An 18,824-nucleotide genomic window follows, 5' to 3' on the forward strand; every position below is an offset into this window, starting at 1 on the left:
TTTTTATTTCAAAATTGCTCATCGTAACTGGCAATACTGGCGTACACCTCTGCGCTTCCATCCTTTTTGAGAAGCAGGATATCATAGGGGCTAAAGCGGCCGCCCATTTCCATTCCAGGTGTACCCACAGGCATTGCTGGCACAGAAAGGCCGATGGCGTCTGCTGCCGGTGATTGCAGAAATTGCTGAACAAACTTGGCCGGTACATGGCCCTCAAATACGTAGCCATCGATAGTGCCGGTGTGACAAGACTGGTATTGCTCGCGTACGCCCGCTTCCATCTTCAATGAGAACAGGTTGGCATGATCCACAGGAGAAACGGCAAAGCCCGCTTCCTGCATATGAGCAATCCAGTTTTTGCAGCAACCGCATGTCGGGCTTTTATGCACTTCCATGGTAGTGGCTTGTACTGAAGCGTTATCCTCACCGGTTGCTACAGCCATAAAAGCGGGGAGTGCAAGAAGCATGAATGATGACAGTGTTGTAGCAATGGATTGTTTCATTGATTATTCCTTAAGTAGCGTCAGCCAGCAGTAACCATGAGCTGGTATAATACGTTCACTATACCTCAACCCAGGCTGCCGAACAGGGAAAAAACTTGTCGGTTTTACCGGTTAAGCGTAATGTTAGGGGGCGGGGTAGCCCGCTCAATGGAATGAATAAGCAGTAGAGAATAAAACTATGGATAAGCCTAGCGACTATTCCGGCTATACGCTGGCCGAAATCAAAGAATTACATCATCAACTTGTTTCTGAACAAGCCAACACGCCTTCGACAACCCAGCAACAGCAAATAGAACAACTTGAACAAGTTATTTCAGCAAGGGAAAGTGCCGCGCCGCAGGCCGCAGAAGAACCACTTGCAGCATCAACGCCTGAAACCGACGTGGTTACAGCAGCCGGTGTAACTCGACCCGCCAAACCCGTGTTGCGAACGGTCCCCGTTAAATTTCTCGGTATCACGTCGGAGTTTTTTTCAATCTGGATAGTTAACTTACTGCTGACCATTGTTACCCTGGGGATCTATTCTGCCTGGGCGAAGGTGCGGACTAACCGCTACTTTTACGGCAACACAGAAATAGACGGTCATCGTTTCTCTTACCTGGCAGAACCGCTGCAAATATTAAAAGGCAGAATTATTGCCGTGGTGCTGTTCGCCAGCTATTTTCTTGCCGGCTATATTAGCCCAGCCGCCGGTCTAATCGTGGCGGGCCTATTGGCTTTGCTTGCCCCCGTACTGATTGTGCTTAGCTATCGTTTCCGGTTACATATGACGGCCTACCGCAATGTGCGCTTTAGTTTTCGAGGTCGAATCGGTCGGGCCTATATGGTCTTTTTAGTCTGGCCTATTATCAGTTTGTGCACTCTGTACCTGCTCCTTCCTATCAACTTGAAAAAGATGGATGAATATTTGCTGGAGGGGTCCTGGTATGGCGACCGCCAGTTTAAGCCGCGTCTCAACACCGGTGAATACTTCGGAACGGGTATCGCCGCTGCTGCAATTGGCATGGCTATCATGATGGTTGGCGGTATCGTTATCGGTGTTACCAGTGTGATGACTGCTTCAGATACTGAAAGTGTGACTAACGTGCTGGGCTTCGGCATCGTAGCGTTGTACTTTCTTACCTTTATCATTGCCGGCAGTTTTTATACATCTCGGATCCGTAATCATATATTTAGCGCCACTGAACTTGATGGCGTAGCAGGTTTTAAATCGTCGTTAGCAATGTGGGAACTGATCAAGCTTAGAGTCACTAATACCCTGGCCATTATTTTTAGCCTAGGGTTTGCTATTCCCTGGGCCAAAATCCGCAAAGCGCAATTATACGCTAACGTATCAAATGTCGATGTGTTGGCCGAACCTGATATGGTAATGGCGGCGAGTGGCAACAGTGCTGAAGCGGTTGGGGAAGAAGCGGCAAATCTGTTCGATGTCGATATAGCACTTGGGTAGACAACGTGATCACTGGTCATCTCTATTCTGAACAAAGTGCAGAGTCTTCAACCGTCTCGGTTAAGCTTGAAGCCCAAAACATGGTGATTACCGATAATGTCGGTGAAGCCCGGGTGTTCACCCTCGACTCTCTGAATACCGCGCCTAAATTGGGGCGATTACCCAGGGAAATTCGCTTACCCACACGGGAGCAGCTTGTCTGTGATCAATCTGAGTTATTAAATCATTGGCTGGACGGTGAACAAGGTGGGGTAGCTAAATTAGAAACGAACCGGCGGTGGATTTTCGGCAGTGTGGTGCTGGTGCCAGCGTTACTTTACTTTGTGTTTGGCTGGTTAATGCCCTGGGCTGCGGTGCACTTCGCTAACCTGGTGCCAGACAAGGCCAAAGTCATTGCCTCGCAGCAATCCTTATCCGCTTTAGATGCGACTTTGCTTAATCCGTCAGAGTTGGATTTGACTGAGCAGGAAAAAATACGTACAGGGTTCTACGATGTGAAAGATAGCATCAGTACGAATCACAAGGTTTTTAGTGTTCAGTTTCGCCATGCGCCGCAAATTGGCCCTAACGCCTTTGCGTTACCTGATGGGACGATAATTTTTACTGATGAAATGATAGCGCTGGTCGATGGTGACCAAGCGTTATTAAATGCTATTTTTCTTCATGAAGTCGGTCATGTAGAAAACAATCATTCGATGCAACTGGTTGCAGAATCGTTGTTTGCCACACTGGCCGTGAGCTATTTCTTTGGTGATATTAGCGGATCGCTGGAGGCGTTTTTCGGCATTGGTTCCACGGTGGTAAATAACAAATTTACGCAAGCCCACGAAGCAGACGCTGATGAATTTGCTTTACGTCAGTTACGTAACGCCGGTAAAGATCCTATGGCGTTTGCTGATGCGATGAAAAAGATAAGTGAATTGCGCCCCTCCGCCAGCGAAACCATGGATAACTGGTTTTCCAGTCATCCGGCCATTCAATCGCGGATCAGAAAAGCAGAAGCATTTGCTGAGCAGGAATAAAAACGCCCCTATCTATCACTAGCGGCTTTTTTGCAAGTTCAGGCTATGGCAATAGTCATAAAACGACTGTGAGGATCGTCATGGTAATTCCCGAAGGGCCCGCAGTCGCTGAATCCATGACGATGATAGAGCCGGTGGGCAGCGCTGAAGTAATCCTGTGTGCCAGTTTCCAGGCTTAATGACGAGTATTTTTGTTGTTTGCAAAACGCTAGCGCGGCGTTTAGCAGTGCCGCACCCACACCGCGATTCCTTGCTGCATGACTTGTACGCATAGATTTGAGTTCGGCGTCGCTAGCTGACAGTTGCTTTACCGCCACACATCCGAGCAACACGCCATTTTCCCGAGCGGTGAAAAAACAGATATCCTTTGCCTGCAACGCATTTACATCAAGTGCATGTACGCTTTCCGGTGGTGAAGTGGCGTGCATATCTGCAAGGTGCTCTTCGAGTAGGGCAATGATATCGCGACTTACTACCTTTTCCTGGCTTATCTCCACGATTGCAATCCTTGTTGGTGATTTCTTACTACAGACTATGCCGCTGACAAATGAGAGTACAGAATAAAACTACCAACAGTGATGAGCACGACACCACCAATGGCTTCAGCTCGTTCACCGACAAGATTGCCAAGACGCTGACCAAGAAGAGCACCTATGGTCACCATGATGAAGGTTGCCAACCCAATGAGTAAGGCTGCAACGGCGATATTTACGTCGAGAAACGCGAAGCTTACACCAACGGCCATAGCATCGATGCTGGTTCCAACTGCGGTAAGCGCGGTGCCTAAAACGGAAGATTTAACCGGACCAGTATCTTCACTCTCATCATCATCTCCGTTAAGTGAAGCGTAAATCATATGTGCACCCAGCATAAATAACAGTCCGAATGCGACCCAATGATCGATTTGCTCAATGTAACTTTGTCCAGCCGAACCGATGGCCCACCCAATAACCGGGGTAACGCCTTCGATTACGCCGAACAAAAGGCCCAGTTTCAGCGCGTTGAAAAGCCGAGGTGCCGATAATCGACTACCTTTACCAATAGCAGCAGCAAAGGCGTCGGTAGACATGGCGAAGGCTATGAGAATGAGGTTTATCAGCGACACAGAACTATCCATTTTGTAGAAGGCCGGTGATAGTATTTGCTACAAGGCGTATTGTCACCAAAGATTCGACCAAAACAACAATTTGGCCGTCGTGACAAACGCTAGCAATACGGCCTGACTACTGTTCTTTGTCCATGACGCGAGCCTGCGGATCTTGCTCTTTGGCATGCAACACGGAATTCGCTTCTTGTTCAGCTTCTTTTAGGGCTTGCTGAATTAACTCTTCCAGTTGAATAAACAGCTTGATGTAGTTGTTGTCGATGCGCTCGCCGCTGGCATCGTCTAGCCAAGCTTCGTATAGCGTATCACTTTGCTTGTCTTCGATATGTTTATAGGCTGCAACCTGCCTTTCTGCTTGCACGGCGTGAATGCCTAACGAGCGTAATGCTTCGGCACCCATGGCGAGGGCTGAGTGGTAAGTTTCAGATACAATGAAGTTTGCTCCAGACTGGCGTAAACGATACCCATGTCCACGGTCAAATGCCCGTGAAAGCACTTTCACCCGGGGAAATGCGTGTTTAACGTACTTCACTATTTCAATGGCAGCTTCTTTATCATTAATGGCAATAACCAGCATGGAAGCTTTGTCTATGCCAGCGGTGTGCAGCATGCTTGGTCGGGCAGCGTCGCCAAAATAAGCTTGAGTACCAATGCGACGCATGTTGTCTATTTGCTCAGCACGTACATCCAGCACCACGGTTTTAATGTTGTTGGCCAGCAGCAACCGGTTAACAATTTGACCGAAGCGGCCAATCCCAGCAATGATGACCGTGCCGTAGTCATCAATGCTATCGGGCTGACGTCGATTACTTTTATTGGTATAGGCAGGGAGAATCACATGACTGAATAGAATGAACAACGCCGGAGTGAGGAACATGGAAAAAGCGACGACGAGGGACAAGATCTCAACGAGCTCAGGAGGCAACACGGAATTTTGCGACGAAAAGTTCAGTAGCACAAAACCGAACTCACCGGCTTGCGCGAGGCTAAGTGAGAAAAGCCAGCGGTTCTGCCCCTGAATACGAAATAACAAAGTAACAATAGACAAAATGACAGCTTTAATCAGCATAACGCCCACTGTCAGTGCCAGAATGATCATTGGCTTTTCCGTGAGCAGTTGCATATCGATACCCGCGCCCACGGTGATGAAAAAGAGCCCCAACAGTAAACCTTTAAATGGTTCAATGTTCGACTTTAATTCATGACGAAATTCACTGTTTGCCAGCATTACCCCAGCCAGAAAAGCGCCTAGCGCCGGCGATAGTCCAACCAGGCTCATCAGTGCCGCAATACCCACCATTAGCATGAGGGATGTCGCCGTAAAAATTTCCCGCAATCCTGACGATGCCACATACTTAAATAACGGACGGCTGAGAAAGTGACCGCCAACGGTTACCACGGCGACTGAGCCCATGATCACAATGGCATAGAGCCAGGCCGGCAAACCATCTACCAAACTGTAATTGTGTGCAGAGGCATCGGCCGTATTTCCCGCAGCCATAAGTTCGGGGAGCGCCAATAGCGGAATTAACGCTAACATAGGAATAACGGCAATATCCTGGAACAACAATACTGAAAAGGCGTTTTTACCGCCTTCCGTTTGTTCAAGCCCTTTTTCCTGAAAGCTTTGTAGTACGATGGCCGTTGATGAAAGTGAGAAAATGAGTCCAATAGTGAGCGATACCGAGAAAGGCTGCCCTAGCTCAAGCGCGATAAAGGTAATGGCAATGGTAGTAAGTAGAAGTTGAATACCGCCAAGACCAAACAATTTTGCTTTCATTGCCCATAATGACTTTGGCTCCAGTTCAAGCCCCACTAAAAACAGCATCATTACCACGCCAAATTCAGCAAAATGTTGAATAGCTTCTGTTTCATCGCCGACTAAATGTAAAACCGGACCAATAACCACGCCTGCAACCAGGTAGCCCAGCACAGAACCGAGACCCAGGCGACGCGCTATGGGTACAGTAATTACAGCAGCAACAAGGTAAATAAATGCCTGCAGGAAATAGCTGGTCATTGAAGCAATCGTCCTTTAAAAAGTGGTTATATGAATCGTTGCGGTAGCAATTTGGCGCAGACAGAGCGCTGTTAGGAAGCGCCTGCTTTGAAGCGCATTATGTCTGCAGGTGGTTGACCTGGCAATGGTTTCACGTTTGTCGATGCAAAAAAACAGGTGAAAATTCAAACATCAAAAAGTTGTGCACGCAACTGTTCACAAAAGGCTTTTCTGTTCGCGGCGGCCGCATCATTGATTGCGTATACCACCACATTTTGTTCGTGCAGCCCAATGCCCTGCGCATAACAATCTCCACTAATGCGAGGTGACCAAAATTTCTCTCGCATCAGCAGTGCTTCTAAGCGGGGGAGAATTTTGTCGGCCATTGGAAACGCGTAGTACCAGTCGTTGTGCGCATTTTTTACCTGAAGAAAAGGGTGAAATCTCTCCCAGTTATTTAGCACGTACTTGGGTAACGAGGGTAACGTATTGAAGGGAAACTGTCCGCTGCTTTTGGCTTCACGCACAAACGAAGCCTGGTTGTTCGTCATGATTGGTGGGAACAAGGCGACTCTGCTGCTATTGAGATATTCAAATGGCACACTGATTACTGTGTTTTCATAGTTTGAGCTGTCCGCAGAATCTGTCTGCATTCCTTCATTAATGAAATATTCAATAAGCGCAGCAATACCTTCAGAGAGCATTTTGCTTTGTTCAGGGCGGGGTTGTACTTTGGATGTGGTGTTGCTGTCATTGGTGTTTGTTGGGCGCTGCTTTTGCCCGGCGCTTTCACTCGCGCAATTATTATCCCCGAAGTTACCATCCCCGGTTTTGTAATTAGTGTATGGCCGAATGCTTTCCTGTGCGGCGGCAATATCAAGTAGCGTGGTAACGTTATGAATATCACCGTTATTCATCAGAAGGGTGATGTTTTGCGGGGAGTAGCAGGTCGCTTTATATGTATTTATCGCCGACTCGTTGAGTTGTGCGAGTCCACCGCTAAAGCCACCGGCCACGGCTTCCGTGTGTCTGCCTTCTGCCATTAAATCAGTAATATGTGCCTCATAGCCAGGCTGGCGCTCACGAAATGTTAATTCCTGAAAGATAACGCCGTCTTTCTCTCGCTTTATGTCATCGCTGCGATAGGTGCAGTGAATGAGCCCGGCGTATACAAATTCCAATGCCTGGTAAAACAAGCGCTCATGTTCGGTTTCTACAAAATAGTAGGTAATGCCAGCCAGCGTGGTGGCGTTGATTTTTACCGGAAGCAGGGCTAACGCGGCAAACAGGTTATGTGCTTCTGGGTAGCGGGTAGATGAACGAAACACCAGATGCTCGACCACGTGGGCAATGCCCGAGGCATCAGGAATAGGTGTGGCAACGGCAAATACCGCACTGAACTCCGGCGAGTCAGTGTGGCATAGCAGGATCCTGGTGTTTGCTGACGTCCGGGCTTCTTGGGTCATTGATTATACCGTCACGATATCTATCTTATTTTTTGGGTCCCGCAGAATCACGCTTTTATCATGTTGTTTTGCTGCGCTTTCAATGGCCGCTTCTATGGTGTGGTGATGCGGTGACTTACTGCACACCGGATCGGCCTGATACATGTCGCCGGTTAGCATGTAAGCCTGGCAGCGACAGCCACCAAAGTCTTTCTCTTTTTCATCGCAATCACGACAAGGCGATGGCATCCAGTCGTAACCGCGAAATTTATTGAATGAGAAATCCTGATACCAAATGTCCTGCAGCGATTTGTCTTTCACGTTCGGGAACGTCATAGGCAAAATTTTCGCGCTATGACAGGGAAGGGCTGACCCATCTGGCGTAACGGTGAGAAACGTAGAGCCCCAGCCATTCATACAGGCTTTTGGACGATCTTCGTAATAATCCGGTGAAACAAAAATAAACTTAGGTCCCTTACCATTCTGCTTGTCGCGGAAGGCATTGACCTTGGCTTCCGCTGCTTCAAGGGTGGCTTTCGACGGTAGCAATTGATCACGGTTTACGTAAGCCCAGCCGTAATACTGCACGGTGGCCAGTTCAACAAAATCGGCGTCTAACTCGGTGGCAAGGGCCAACACATCATCAATCTGATCGATGTTTTGCGCCGTTAAACAGAAATTCAGCACCATCGGGTATTCGTATTGCTTAATCAGCTTGGCAACTTCCAGCTTCTGCGCGAAGGAATGACGACGATTACCGATCAAATCGTTGGCTTCTGCATTGGCAGCCTGAAAACTTAGCTGAATGTGATCAAGGCCGGCGTCTTTTAACGCCGCGATACGTTTTTCGGTCATGCCAATGCCGGAGGTGATCAGGTTGGTATAGAAGCCTAACTCACTGGCATGGGCGACCATTTGTTCTAAATCTTTGCGCAGTAAAGGCTCACCGCCGGAGAACCCCAGTTGTACTGCTCCCATGTCTCGGGCTTCTGATAATACGCGAAGCCATTCTTCCGTGCCGATCTCGTCTTTCTTGTCGGTGAGATTCAAAGGGTTAGAACAATAGGCGCAGTGCAGCGGGCAAGCGTAGGTAATTTCTGCTAAAAGCCAGAGTGGCGGACCCGCTTCGATAACCCGTGTTTCGCTTTGACCGTTGTTAATCTCAGACATAGTGAATCCAGTCTTTGCTTTCGGCATCACTCAGGAACGCGGTAATATCATCGCCGATGTCATCTGGCGCTTCCGGGAATTTGGTTTTCAGGGCAATAATGATGTCGTCCACAGACTGTTCACCATCTACCTGCAACAGAATTTCTGCGGCACTGGGATTTAGCTTCACCATGCCTTCCGGATAAAGCAGAACATAGCTGTCCTGTGCTTTTTCAAATTGTAATTTGTAAAGTCGGTTGCGTTTAGGTACCTGGCTCATAACAGCCCCTTGTGACAGATTGACTGATCGGCAATGCCGGTGAAAGGCTTACGATCAAATTCGTAGGCCAGACTGATAGCATCAGCCATCGACCACAAGACATCCAGCTTAAATTGCAGAATGTTCAAGGCTTTTTCCTGTTGGGCGCGGGTCACAAAATGGTCAAGTGTAATTTGCAGACCGTGCTCTACATCGCGACGAGCCTGACTCAGACGCATCTGGAAATAACTAAAACCCGCTTCATCGATCCACGGGTAATGCCCTGGCCAGGTATCAAGGCGGCTTTGGTGAATTTCAGGCGCAAACATTTCTGTTAGCGATGAACAGGCGGCTTCTTCCCAAGATGCACGGCGGGCGAAATTCACATATGCACCTACCGCAAATTTCACGCCGGGCAGCAGAAACTTTTCTTCCAGCATATCGTTGCGGTCGAGACCCACGGCTTCGCCCAGTCTTAACCAGGCTTCGATACCGCCCATACGCGGATCGCCTTCTTCTCCGTCGTGGTCAAGAATACGTTGGATCCACTTGCGGCGGGTAGCCATGTCTGGGCAATTTGCCAGTACCGCGGCATCTTTTACGGGAATACAGACCTGATAATAAAAACGGTTCGCGACCCACCCCTGGATTTGCTCTTTGCTGCATTCACCTTTATTCATGGCAATGTGGAACGGGTGATAGATATGGTAATACTCGCCTTTTGCGCGAAGTTTTTGTTCGAATTCTTGTTTAGACCATGGCTTGTCTGACATAAAAAATCCTCGGATTTAAAGCGTAATATGCATGCCGTCGTAGGCGAGCTCTATTTTATTGTCTTCAAGATACTGATGGGCATCGGAGTCTTCATTTAACACCGGGTTGGTATTGTTTATATGGATAAGCACCTTGCGGGAAATATCGAAGCGATTAAGCAAGGCTACCGCGCCATCATCGCCGTTCACCGGCATGTGTCCCATTTGTGTACCCAAGCGATTACTAAATCCATTCTTGATCATTTCATCGTCGAGCCACAAGGTACCGTCGAACAGCACGCAATCGGCCTGATCAAGCATATTTTCAACCAGTGGATTGGCTTGCACGCAGCCTGGCGCATAAAACACTGACTTACCAGAGCGCTCATCTTTAATATGCAGGCCAATATTGTTGCCCGGCACAATGTTGTCGCGGTATGAAGAATAGGGTGGTGCATTGGACGCCAGTACAACGGGTCGGAACGACAGGCCATCTGCGCCTATCGGTGTGAATGCAGAATCATATTCGGTATCAATGCCGTGGCGCTGAAGGCCACCGTGCCAGTGTTTAAGCATAGGGAACAGCGGGAACGCTTCAGTGAGATCCTCGTACACTACATCAGTACAGTAGACCGGTAAGGGCAAGCCTTCACGTAGGGTAAGCAAACCGGTGGTATGGTCTATCTGGCTGTCGGTGAGTACGATGGAACGAATCGAAGTGCCCCGCTGCTGGTTGGGATCGGTAGGCCATAATTGTGGCGTTTGATTAATTTGCTGGCGTAAGTCCGGCGAAGCGTTAATGAGTATCCAGTCTTCACCATTGGCCGAAACGGCAATACTGGATTGGGTTCGGGCCTGGGCGTTAATGCTGCCTTCGCGCAGCCCTTTACAGTTTTTGCAGTGACAGTTCCACTGAGGAAAACCCCCACCTGCGCCTGAACCTAAAACGAGAATTTGCATAGTTCACCTGTCAACGTCGTTGCCTGAAAGCATGAGCAGAAGAGCCGGAATAAAAAAGGCTGCCAAAGGCAACCTCTTTTCATACCAATCGGGCAGTTAGACTACCTAATTGTAGTGCCATAGAAGAAGCGTGCTGGCTTAACGACAGCCTGCCTCGTATGGGCTATTAGCGGTTTTTGATGTACAGAGTAACTTCAAAACCTAAACGCATTTCAGTATATTGAGGCTTGGTCCACATGGTGCGACTCCTATGTTTATTAACGATGTTTTAACATTCAATCACATTATAAGAAAGCGGATTTCGGAAAAAAATCCTACTTTGGGAGGACTTCTGACGAACTTTCTACTTCTTTGGGAGTGAGGCATCGGATCGTCAAGTTAGCAACTCATGCTAGCCCGACAACAATGCTATACCCTTCTAAGAATATCTACCTGGTTAAAGCTCGCCTACCCGAGTCCGGCTTCCAGACAATCTTCACAGACAAAATTAGCTACGTTAAATATAGTCGCGCGGTTTAATTCTGCCAGCGCAATTTCTGCCGCCCTAGACATGCGAAAAACACATCCAGCTGTCAATTAAAACTATATAACTTCTTAACATGACAATGTGCGATAACGATATCGAACTATTTTGATTTAGATCTATTCTTAACCTTGTAATCTTTCCTGTAATAGAACAAAAATGTGGGTGTAGACTAAAGTAGAGTCTGCGACGGACTTATCAGTCTTTTTTTAGTAAGTGTAAGAGCGAGTTCTTAAAGGAATAGTTACTTTAGAAAAATGTGATCTTTCGCATGCAGTTCGACGAAAGAATGTGATTCTTACCCGGAGATCAACCATGACTGTAATGCGTCTAACCCAGGCCGACAAAGCATTAAGTGTAGAGCAATCCCATATTTGGCTACACTGTTTCCGAACGTGCAATAAATGTGAAGTGTTATCAGAAACCCTTACTTCTTATGAGTTTAATGATGGCAGTCGTCTAATTCTTGACTCAAGTTATCCCTTCCCTCAACCGGTTAAGTCGAAAGCAAAGCTACGCCTCGCTTAATCCTCTCTTCACGCCTGGCTAACAAAGCGGGCAAGTTGTGTAGTTGTTGCAGAGGCCAGTGTTTGTGCTTGTCTGGCCTCAGTATCTACCGTCACTAACTTTTCCTGCATGCCCTCCGCCAACGCCGTTATTGTAGTGACTGAAGTTAAGGTTTGTTGAGAATGCCGATTTAATTGCGTAACCGACCGGGCAATATAGTCAAACTCATCACTGTTTTTCTGAAAGTCAGTCATCATATCGCTGAAAGTTTTCATCGTACTATCCAGACTACTTTTCATTTTCGAAGACGCATCTAGTAGGGAATCTGATTCACGTTGGGTTTCATTAACCAACAAATCCATGTCGTTAAGGAACGCGTTAATTTGCCGGGTGGCGTCTGTCACTTTTACTGACAATGCGCGCACTTCGTCAGCGACCACCGCGAATCCTCTGCCCGCCTCGCCGGCACGGGCGGCTTCAATGGCCGCGTTTAGCGCGAGCAGGTTGGTTTGGTCAGCGAAAGATTCCACCATGCGCAGAATGCTTTTCACATTGGCAGCATTTTCCTGCAAACCACCCACAGTGTGGGAAAACGAAGATAACAGCGTTGAGATATCGCCCAATTGCGTTTGCGATTCAGATAGTGTGGTGTTTGCCAGCGATGCCGATTGTAGATTTGAATAGTTGCTCTGTGCCATGCCGTTACTCGCCTGCACAATGTCATTTATGCCTTGGGTTACAGTGGTAGTGCCGGCAACCACCTCCTGGGTCAGGTGCTTTTGCTGGCTGGCTTGGTCACTGGCGGTATGAATTTGCGACGACATGGCAGCATTGCTAGATGCTGTAAGCTGCGCATCTGCATGGATGCGACTCAGTAATTTGTTCAAATTGTTAGCAAACAGATTGTAGGCCTTTGACAAGGCGCGGAATTCGTCTTGGGTAAACGCAGGCAACCGGGTTCTTAAGTCGCCCTCGGTGTGATTGATTTCATCAAGGGTGCGAACGAGTGCGCTTACGGGCCGCACGATTAAATAGCGTAAGTAAAAGAGGGTGAATAGAAAACCAACCGCGTTCAATACCAACATAGTGGCTAACCATAGAAAAGCGGTTTCACGGGTTGCTTCATCCGCATGTGCATAAAGGTAGAAAAGATACAGGGTGGCTACCTGGCAGAGAAAAAGAAAGCCAATGTTGCCCGCAATCTTTTTCGTTAACGTATTGAAGAAGGTTTTCTCAATGGTGGAATAGAGCGTCCAGAACATACAATTACAGAATCTGCGAGTCAGAGTGCAACCATAGCCTAGCCCGGAAGGTTATGTAACTACGGTAACCTGGATTACAGAAAAAACTGGTAAATTATTGATTTGCATCATGGAAGACGTCGATAAACCACCTAGCCGCTTATTCTTATTCGCTATCGGGATTCGGTTAAATCTGCCTGAATTGCGTTCAGTGACGCTGTGCTGTGCAGCAGATTCAGACAGAATGGGACAACAACGAAGAAGAAGGAATAGGTATGAAGTTCTCCAACTTGTTTATTGCGCTTATTACAGCCGGTTTGATGACAGGCTGTAACGATGCCAGTCAAACCGCCAAACAGGAAACAAAGGTGACGCCCGCGCAGCAAGAAGCCGCGGACATTGCGCTTACTGAAACCGCCGATACGTACACCCGGGTTTTCTTTGATCAATATCCGACGCTGTCAACCACGTTAGCTATGCCGGTTCAGCAGGCTGGGGGCAGGTATAACGATAGGTTCCCAGACTATTCTGTCGCCGGTATGGAACAATTCCAGAGCAGTATGGCGCAGGCCGCAGCAGCACTGAAAGAGATTGATGGTACATTGCTTTCTGACAAAGACCGCATGCATCAACAAATCCTCATTAACATATTCGACTTTTATACCGGTGAACGCACCTTTCCTGGGGGATATATTGATACCTGGAGTGCGCACCTGCCTTATATTATTAATCAGATCATGGGCCCGTTGATTGATATACCCAAGATAATGCAGGTACAGCAGTCCGTGGCGACAAAAAAAGATGCCGAGGACTATCTCACCCGGCTGGAAAAAATGGGCGCATTTGTAGATGGCGTGGTGGCCAAATTTAAGGCCGACGAGGCGAAAGGTATTGTACTGCCGAAAAAACTGCGCCCGAAAACCTTGGCTTACCTGAATGGCTTTTTGGCCGCCGAGCCCGAAGATCACGGATTGGTAACTGCTTTTGCGAGCAAGCTTGAAAAGGTCAGTGAACTGGATGCGACAACCAAAAGCGACATGGTGAAGCTTGCCGGTGAATTGGTTTCAACGGTGGTCTATCCGGCATTTAATCGTGCCAGAGATGCGGTACTTGAAAGCGAGCAAAAGGCGGGTAACAGCGACGGCATATGGGCGCAGCCTGGCGGTGAGGCATTTTATCTACATGAAATTAAATTCCTGGCCGATTCGACATTGTCACCGGAAGAAATTCACCAGTTAGGTTTATCTGAAGTTGAGCGGATTTCTGCGCAGATGGATACGATTCTGCGGGAAAACGGTTATTCAAAAGGAACGGTTGGTGAGCGCATGCTTGCGCTGGCTGACGTTCCCGGACAGCTTTTTGAAGCCACGGAAGAGGGGCGCCAGGCACTCCTCGATTATCTGAACGATGAAGTGAAAACGGTGATGGCTCGGGCGCCTGAATTCTATGGCACTGTGCCCACACAGCCGGTAGAGGTCGACCGGATTCCGCCGGTGTCGGAAGCGGGTGAGGCGGGAGGCTATTATTCCCAGCCGTCTCTGGACGGCAGTCGCCCCGGCATCTACTGGATCAATCTGCGCGATATGAAAGCAGTACCTAAGTTCAGTTTAAAAACGCTCACTTACCATGAAGCTGTACCAGGGCATCATTTTCAAATCGCATTGAACATGGCGCAAACTGATATCGGTCTGATGCGACAAAATGCACCTTACAATGCGTTTGTCGAGGGATGGGCATTGTACTCTGAATATGTGGCTGCGGAGTATATGGGCATGTATGACGACGACCCATTGGGTAATTTAGGTCGCCTTCAAGCTGAACTTTACCGGGCAGTGCGCTTAGTGGTAGACACGGGAATGCACTTTAAGCACTGGACCAGAGAGCAAGCAATAGCGTATTTCCACGATACGACGGGCACGCCGTTATCTGATGTTGTGCCAGAAGTTGAACGCTATATGGCCATGCCTGGGCAAGCACTGGGTTACAAACTGGGTATGCTCGAATTTGTTGCATTGGAAAAGCAAGCGCGACAAGCGCTGGGCGTTAAGTTCGATATCAAACAATTTCATGACGTTATCTTGCTACCGGGCGCCCGTCCTATGGCCATGGTGAGACAAGACGTTGAAGCCTGGATAACAGCACAGTCGACTGACGGATAATAACGTCAAAGCGATGTCGCAAATGTCACTAAAGGTCAAAGTGCGTTTTTGGCCTTTTTTTGTGCAAAAAAAACAGGCTTTCCTCTCAATGCGTTGTTTTATCTATACCTTAGCGCAGGTATCGGTACTTATCAGTATCGACATCTGATTATCAATTCGTATATCGAACACATTTCATACCTTAGCTACACTCCAAACTAATCAGGATACCGGTCGATTTCTGCCGGGCGTATTTGCGCTTATAGACCTGAATAGCCTAAGAAGGATTAGCTAATGTTGACATTGTCCCAATTTCGAAACAGTTACCCGTTGCAACTGGAGTGTTCCCTTGCAACAGGAAGCAGCCCCAAAACGCTGCTGCGACTGTCTGCGAAATTTAACGGTCGAGATCCTTTCTGGCATTTTGTTGAACAAACCGCGAGCAGCAGTAGGCCGATTCATTTTCTTGGCCATGATCGCAGTTTGGATGCCAGTGTCAGAAACTTAAGTGAAATCAGTAAACAAATTGCTGATATTGAAGAATGGCTGGGGTTGTCCTACCAGGATATTCTGCAAAAAATCAGTGGGTCTTATAGCACAACATCGGTGAGCAAAATTTTTGACTTGCAGGCACCGGGTCAATGGGAAGGCGTCACCCGCGGCGAACTTCAAGCTTTGCTGAAAGAGCTGCATTACTGGGTGGTGTACATCAACGATCTGGACATCATGCGTAAAGATGCAGAGTCTGCGCTTAGTTTACATTATTTCTTGCGCCGTCATCCGGTAGCGGGATGTCAGAGTTTGGCCGATGTGGTTTTACTCAATAATGACAGCTGGGACCTGGACGAATCTGGTTATCAGACAATTTTGCAGGATCTTGTCGCCAAAGATGACGACTGTATTTTGCGCTGGATAGAGCAGCCAGAACCTGTTGCCCATTTTAATGTGCGCTCGAAAGTCCCTTATAACTCAATGTTAACGTGGGTTATTCTGTCACTGATTTCACGCACCTATGGTTACACCAGTAACCTGTGGGCAACCAAAATCCAGTGGAAAAAGCAGGGTTTCAAACTACGCAAGGATGCCCGTCCGGCCCCGGTTTTTCATTACTTCTCTATGCCTTCAGCAGAGCTGTCGCTAGGTGAAGGGGATGAAGGCGCGCCGCAAAAAGGACGACGGGTTTCGCTTGTATACAACGCCAGTGAATTGCTCGACTACAACGGTATGCCTTATGAAGAAGGTTTTGTTGAGCCGCTGACTACGTTGCGCGCCAGGCTGGAACGTTTGCAGGTAGATGTACGGGAAGGCAATGAGCCGAAATGGCACCCGAACGAAGACTACATTGAAATGCCACCGGATACCGGCTTGTATGCGAAGCATGTAACGGCGGCCTACTATCAGGCAATCTTACCTCTGTTAATCCGTTGGGCTGGGCATAAGAAGCGTTTGAATGTAGGCGCACATTTACGTGACCCCGTGCAGTTCGATGCTTACACTACGCTGGTAACGGAAGTGGCTGCGGCCAGTTTGTCGGTGCGCTTTGGGCTAGACAGAAAACCTTGCCAAACGAGTGTACAGCGAATTGGTAACTGGATTGACGAATTGTCACCCCAGGGGCGCTTTGACGTGCTTGCCAGCGCGTCGGAATGTGCAAATCGACTTTGCTTGTTCTTGTTTCCCGAAGACAGAGAAACCGTCTAATTGACGGTTTTTCGGTGTTAATGCTTGGCCTGGCAGGTCGCGAATAACAATATTGTATGATTTTTCAACGCTCAAGGGGTAAATCCGGGCGTTTATGTTGCTGTAAGCCGGGAATTTGATAGAGTTGTGTCATCAGTTCCCGCCTTGTCATTTCTAGCTTGTAGCGGGATTATAATTATAATTCAGGATGCGCTACATGTCTCAACCGTGCTTTCGAATGAAAGGCACCACGCTTACCAGTATTGTACTGGAAGTTGTCTCCTTTGAACCGGATGAATTTGAATCGCAACTGGCGGAAAAAATTGCCAGTGCGCCGCTCTTTTTCACCCGCTCTTCACTGATCCTTCATCTTAATGCGCCGCTGTCTGCTACCGAGTTTGAACTGTTGGTGGCGTTATGTCGTCGCCATGATTTACAACCTATGGCGATAAAGGGTGTTACTGAAGGATTAAAATCTACCATCAACGATTTGGGTATGGCTGATATTAGTCAGAGCAAAATCAGCGAAAAGCCACTTGCTGAAAATAAACCTGTTGAAGCATCGGTTTCACAAAGTCAGCAAGCACCCGCAGAAGCGCCAGCACAAGTAGAAACCGTTACGCATACAGTAGAAGTGGTGAAACCTGCTAAGATTGTTGCCAGACCTGTGCGTTCTGGTCAGCAGGTTTATGCGGAAGGCAGTGATCTGGTGATTCTGGGCGCCGTAAGTGAAGGGGCTGAAATTCTCGCTGATGGTAATATTCACGTTTACGGAACACTACGTGGACGGGCGCTGGCCGGCGTTAAGGGCAATGAGCAGGCACGAATTTTTTGTCAGAACATGGAAGCTGAATTGGTTTCTATTGCCGGGCGCTTCGTGATGCAGGAAAACATACAAAATAAGTGTTGGAAAAAACCAGCACAGGCATATTTAGACGCAGATGCACTTCTTATTGAAGCATTATCCTAACGCGGTGCAAATGCTATTGGGGAATAGTAAATGGCTAAAATAATTGTAGTAACTTCAGGAAAGGGCGGCGTAGGCAAAACCACGTCAAGTGCTGCCATTGCTACAGGTCTGGCGTTGGCCGGACATAAAACCGTGGTGATTGATTTTGATGTGGGTCTGCGAAACCTGGATCTAATCATGGGCTGCGAACGTCGTGTGGTTTACGACTTTGTAAACGTGATCAACAAGGAAGCGACGCTGAATCAGGCGCTGATTAAAGATAAGCGCACCAACAATCTGTATATCCTGCCGGCTTCTCAAACCCGGGATAAAGACGCACTGACCATGGAAGGCGTTCAGAAAGTACTTGATGATCTGTCGAAAGACTACGACTTCATCATTTGCGATTCTCCTGCCGGTATAGAGCAGGGCGCACAGATGGCGCTGTACTTCGCCGATGAAGCCATTGTGGTTACAAACCCGGAAGTGTCTTCCGTGCGTGACTCAGACCGCATTCTAGGCATTTTGCAAAGCAAATCCATGCGCGCAGAGAAAGGTCAGTCTGTAAAAGAGCATTTGCTATTAACCCGCTACAATCCTGAGCGTGTGGCCACCGCAGAAATGCTGAGTGTTGCCGATGTAGAAGAAATTCTTGCTGTGCCACTGCTGGGAGTCATCCCAGAGTCAGAAGCCGTATTAAAAGCATCGAACCAAGGTGCGCCGGTTATTCTGGATACCGAGTCGAATGCGGGTAAAGCTTATTCCGACGCGGTGAAACGCCTGTTGGGTGAAGAAGTGCCTCATCGCTTCCTGGATGTTGAGAAAAAGGGTTTCTTCAAGCGACTGCTGGGAGGTAAGTAATGGGCATTTTCGATTATCTGCTGAAAAAAGGGAAACCAAATACTGCGGCTGTCGCCAAGGAGCGCCTGCAGATCATCGTTGCCCATGAGCGTCGTAAACGTTCGCAACCGGATTATCTGCCGATGATGCAACAAGAAATCCTCGAAGTGATCCGCAAATACGTGCATATTGCCGATGACGACGTGTCAGTGCAGCTAGAAAACAGTGAAGACTGCAGCGTACTGGAACTGAATATCACGTTACCGGAAAAATAAGAGCGCTGTGTCTTACAGGCACGGACG

At 48.1% G+C, this 18,824-nt stretch carries 18 protein-coding genes; 7 read left to right on the plus strand and 11 right to left on the minus strand.

Annotated elements, in window-relative coordinates; genetic code table 11:
- Nucleotides 1–8: 8 nt before the first annotated feature.
- The gene (locus BFC18_RS11150) at nucleotides 9–503 is read right to left on the minus strand and encodes a DUF411 domain-containing protein (RefSeq protein WP_070125630.1); all 495 of its coding nucleotides are present in this window, start codon (nucleotides 501–503) and stop codon (nucleotides 9–11) included.
- Between the two features lie 178 nt (nucleotides 504–681).
- Here BFC18_RS11150 and BFC18_RS11155 point away from each other — a divergent pair, with 178 nt between their 5' ends.
- Nucleotides 682–1,953 carry a YjgN family protein gene (locus BFC18_RS11155; protein ID WP_083273033.1) on the plus strand — a complete coding sequence of 424 codons (1,272 nt, stop codon included), beginning with the start codon at nucleotides 682–684 and terminating at the stop codon, nucleotides 1,951–1,953.
- A 5-nt stretch (nucleotides 1,954–1,958) separates the two neighbouring features.
- On the plus strand, nucleotides 1,959–2,975 hold the full coding sequence (locus BFC18_RS11160) for a M48 family metallopeptidase (protein ID WP_070125631.1): 1,017 nt from the start codon (nucleotides 1,959–1,961) through the stop codon (nucleotides 2,973–2,975).
- 38 nt (nucleotides 2,976–3,013) lie between these two features.
- On the opposite strand, the gene BFC18_RS11165 is transcribed toward BFC18_RS11160, so the two are convergent.
- From BFC18_RS11165 to BFC18_RS11205, 10 genes are all read right to left on the minus strand, one after another.
- Entirely contained in the window at nucleotides 3,014–3,472 is a 459-nt protein-coding gene (locus BFC18_RS11165; RefSeq protein WP_070125632.1) for a GNAT family N-acetyltransferase, read from the minus strand.
- A gap of 35 nt (nucleotides 3,473–3,507) precedes the next feature.
- On the minus strand, nucleotides 3,508–4,080 hold the full coding sequence (locus tag BFC18_RS11170; RefSeq protein WP_070125729.1) for a manganese efflux pump MntP: 573 nt from the start codon (nucleotides 4,078–4,080) through the stop codon (nucleotides 3,508–3,510).
- Nucleotides 4,081–4,198: 118 nt separating this feature from the next.
- Nucleotides 4,199–6,100, minus strand: coding sequence for a monovalent cation:proton antiporter-2 (CPA2) family protein (locus BFC18_RS11175; RefSeq protein ID WP_070125633.1), 1,902 nt, complete (start codon nucleotides 6,098–6,100; stop codon nucleotides 4,199–4,201).
- A gap of 164 nt (nucleotides 6,101–6,264) precedes the next feature.
- Nucleotides 6,265–7,545 carry an insulinase family protein gene (locus tag BFC18_RS11180; RefSeq protein WP_070125634.1) on the minus strand — a complete coding sequence of 427 codons (1,281 nt, stop codon included), beginning with the start codon at nucleotides 7,543–7,545 and terminating at the stop codon, nucleotides 6,265–6,267.
- A gap of 3 nt (nucleotides 7,546–7,548) precedes the next feature.
- The gene (pqqE, locus tag BFC18_RS11185) at nucleotides 7,549–8,694 is read right to left on the minus strand and encodes a pyrroloquinoline quinone biosynthesis protein PqqE (protein ID WP_070125635.1); all 1,146 of its coding nucleotides are present in this window, start codon (nucleotides 8,692–8,694) and stop codon (nucleotides 7,549–7,551) included.
- A complete protein-coding gene (gene pqqD, locus BFC18_RS11190) occupies nucleotides 8,687–8,953 on the minus strand; it encodes a pyrroloquinoline quinone biosynthesis peptide chaperone PqqD (RefSeq protein ID WP_070125636.1) in 267 nt (88 codons plus the stop codon). The genes pqqE and pqqD overlap by 8 nt, the downstream gene beginning before the upstream one ends.
- Complete coding sequence (gene pqqC / locus BFC18_RS11195) at nucleotides 8,950–9,705, minus strand: pyrroloquinoline-quinone synthase PqqC (RefSeq protein WP_070125637.1); 756 nt, start codon at nucleotides 9,703–9,705, stop codon at nucleotides 8,950–8,952. The genes pqqD and pqqC overlap by 4 nt, the downstream gene beginning before the upstream one ends.
- 15 nt (nucleotides 9,706–9,720) lie before the next feature.
- The gene (gene pqqB / locus BFC18_RS11200; protein ID WP_070125638.1) at nucleotides 9,721–10,644 is read right to left on the minus strand and encodes a pyrroloquinoline quinone biosynthesis protein PqqB; all 924 of its coding nucleotides are present in this window, start codon (nucleotides 10,642–10,644) and stop codon (nucleotides 9,721–9,723) included.
- 166 nt (nucleotides 10,645–10,810) lie between these two features.
- Nucleotides 10,811–10,882, minus strand: a complete 72-nt coding sequence (gene pqqA / locus BFC18_RS22040; RefSeq protein ID WP_083273040.1) for a pyrroloquinoline quinone precursor peptide PqqA — start codon at nucleotides 10,880–10,882, stop codon at nucleotides 10,811–10,813.
- A gap of 821 nt (nucleotides 10,883–11,703) precedes the next feature.
- On the minus strand, nucleotides 11,704–12,936 hold the full coding sequence (locus BFC18_RS11205) for a methyl-accepting chemotaxis protein (protein ID WP_070125639.1): 1,233 nt from the start codon (nucleotides 12,934–12,936) through the stop codon (nucleotides 11,704–11,706).
- Nucleotides 12,937–13,190: 254 nt separating this feature from the next.
- Between BFC18_RS11205 and BFC18_RS11210 the strand changes: the two genes are divergently transcribed.
- The 5 genes from BFC18_RS11210 to minE all read left to right on the plus strand — a co-directional run bounded on the left by BFC18_RS11210 (nucleotide 13,191) and on the right by minE (nucleotide 18,797).
- On the plus strand, nucleotides 13,191–15,074 hold the full coding sequence (locus BFC18_RS11210) for a DUF885 domain-containing protein (protein ID WP_139139000.1): 1,884 nt from the start codon (nucleotides 13,191–13,193) through the stop codon (nucleotides 15,072–15,074).
- A gap of 273 nt (nucleotides 15,075–15,347) precedes the next feature.
- Nucleotides 15,348–16,754: a zincin-like metallopeptidase domain-containing protein gene (locus BFC18_RS11215; RefSeq protein ID WP_070125640.1), complete on the plus strand. Its 1,407-nt coding sequence runs from the start codon at nucleotides 15,348–15,350 to the stop codon at nucleotides 16,752–16,754.
- Between the two features lie 196 nt (nucleotides 16,755–16,950).
- The gene (minC, locus tag BFC18_RS11220) at nucleotides 16,951–17,703 is read left to right on the plus strand and encodes a septum site-determining protein MinC (protein WP_070125641.1); all 753 of its coding nucleotides are present in this window, start codon (nucleotides 16,951–16,953) and stop codon (nucleotides 17,701–17,703) included.
- A 30-nt stretch (nucleotides 17,704–17,733) separates the two neighbouring features.
- The gene (minD, locus tag BFC18_RS11225; RefSeq protein ID WP_070125642.1) at nucleotides 17,734–18,543 is read left to right on the plus strand and encodes a septum site-determining protein MinD; all 810 of its coding nucleotides are present in this window, start codon (nucleotides 17,734–17,736) and stop codon (nucleotides 18,541–18,543) included.
- Complete coding sequence (gene minE / locus BFC18_RS11230; RefSeq protein WP_070125643.1) at nucleotides 18,543–18,797, plus strand: cell division topological specificity factor MinE; 255 nt, start codon at nucleotides 18,543–18,545, stop codon at nucleotides 18,795–18,797. The genes minD and minE overlap by 1 nt, the downstream gene beginning before the upstream one ends.
- Nucleotides 18,798–18,824: the final 27 nt, after the last annotated feature.

Origin of the sequence: Alteromonas confluentis (assembly GCF_001757105.1) — a bacterium.
In the GTDB taxonomy this organism is placed as follows: Bacteria; Pseudomonadota; Gammaproteobacteria; order Enterobacterales; family Alteromonadaceae; genus Alteromonas; species Alteromonas confluentis.

Excerpts from the sequence above, each read along its gene's own strand:
- BFC18_RS11175 (WP_070125633.1), bottom strand. The coding sequence starts at position 6,100 with ATGACCAGCTATTTCCTGCAGGCATTTATTTACCTTGTTGCTGCTGTA.
- minD (WP_070125642.1), top strand. The coding sequence starts at position 17,734 with ATGGCTAAAATAATTGTAGTAACTTCAGGAAAGGGCGGCGTAGGCAAA.
- BFC18_RS11180 (WP_070125634.1), bottom strand. The coding sequence starts at position 7,545 with ATGACCCAAGAAGCCCGGACGTCAGCAAACACCAGGATCCTGCTATGC.
- pqqC (WP_070125637.1), bottom strand. The coding sequence starts at position 9,705 with ATGTCAGACAAGCCATGGTCTAAACAAGAATTCGAACAAAAACTTCGC.
- minE (WP_070125643.1), top strand. The coding sequence starts at position 18,543 with ATGGGCATTTTCGATTATCTGCTGAAAAAAGGGAAACCAAATACTGCG.
- BFC18_RS11150 (WP_070125630.1), bottom strand. The coding sequence starts at position 503 with ATGAAACAATCCATTGCTACAACACTGTCATCATTCATGCTTCTTGCA.
- BFC18_RS11155 (WP_083273033.1), top strand. The coding sequence starts at position 682 with ATGGATAAGCCTAGCGACTATTCCGGCTATACGCTGGCCGAAATCAAA.
- BFC18_RS11215 (WP_070125640.1), top strand. The coding sequence starts at position 15,348 with ATGTTGACATTGTCCCAATTTCGAAACAGTTACCCGTTGCAACTGGAG.
- BFC18_RS11210 (WP_139139000.1), top strand. The coding sequence starts at position 13,191 with ATGAAGTTCTCCAACTTGTTTATTGCGCTTATTACAGCCGGTTTGATG.
- BFC18_RS11205 (WP_070125639.1), bottom strand. The coding sequence starts at position 12,936 with ATGTTCTGGACGCTCTATTCCACCATTGAGAAAACCTTCTTCAATACG.
- pqqB (WP_070125638.1), bottom strand. The coding sequence starts at position 10,644 with ATGCAAATTCTCGTTTTAGGTTCAGGCGCAGGTGGGGGTTTTCCTCAG.
- pqqD (WP_070125636.1), bottom strand. The coding sequence starts at position 8,953 with ATGAGCCAGGTACCTAAACGCAACCGACTTTACAAATTACAATTTGAA.
- pqqE (WP_070125635.1), bottom strand. The coding sequence starts at position 8,694 with ATGTCTGAGATTAACAACGGTCAAAGCGAAACACGGGTTATCGAAGCG.
- minC (WP_070125641.1), top strand. The coding sequence starts at position 16,951 with ATGTCTCAACCGTGCTTTCGAATGAAAGGCACCACGCTTACCAGTATT.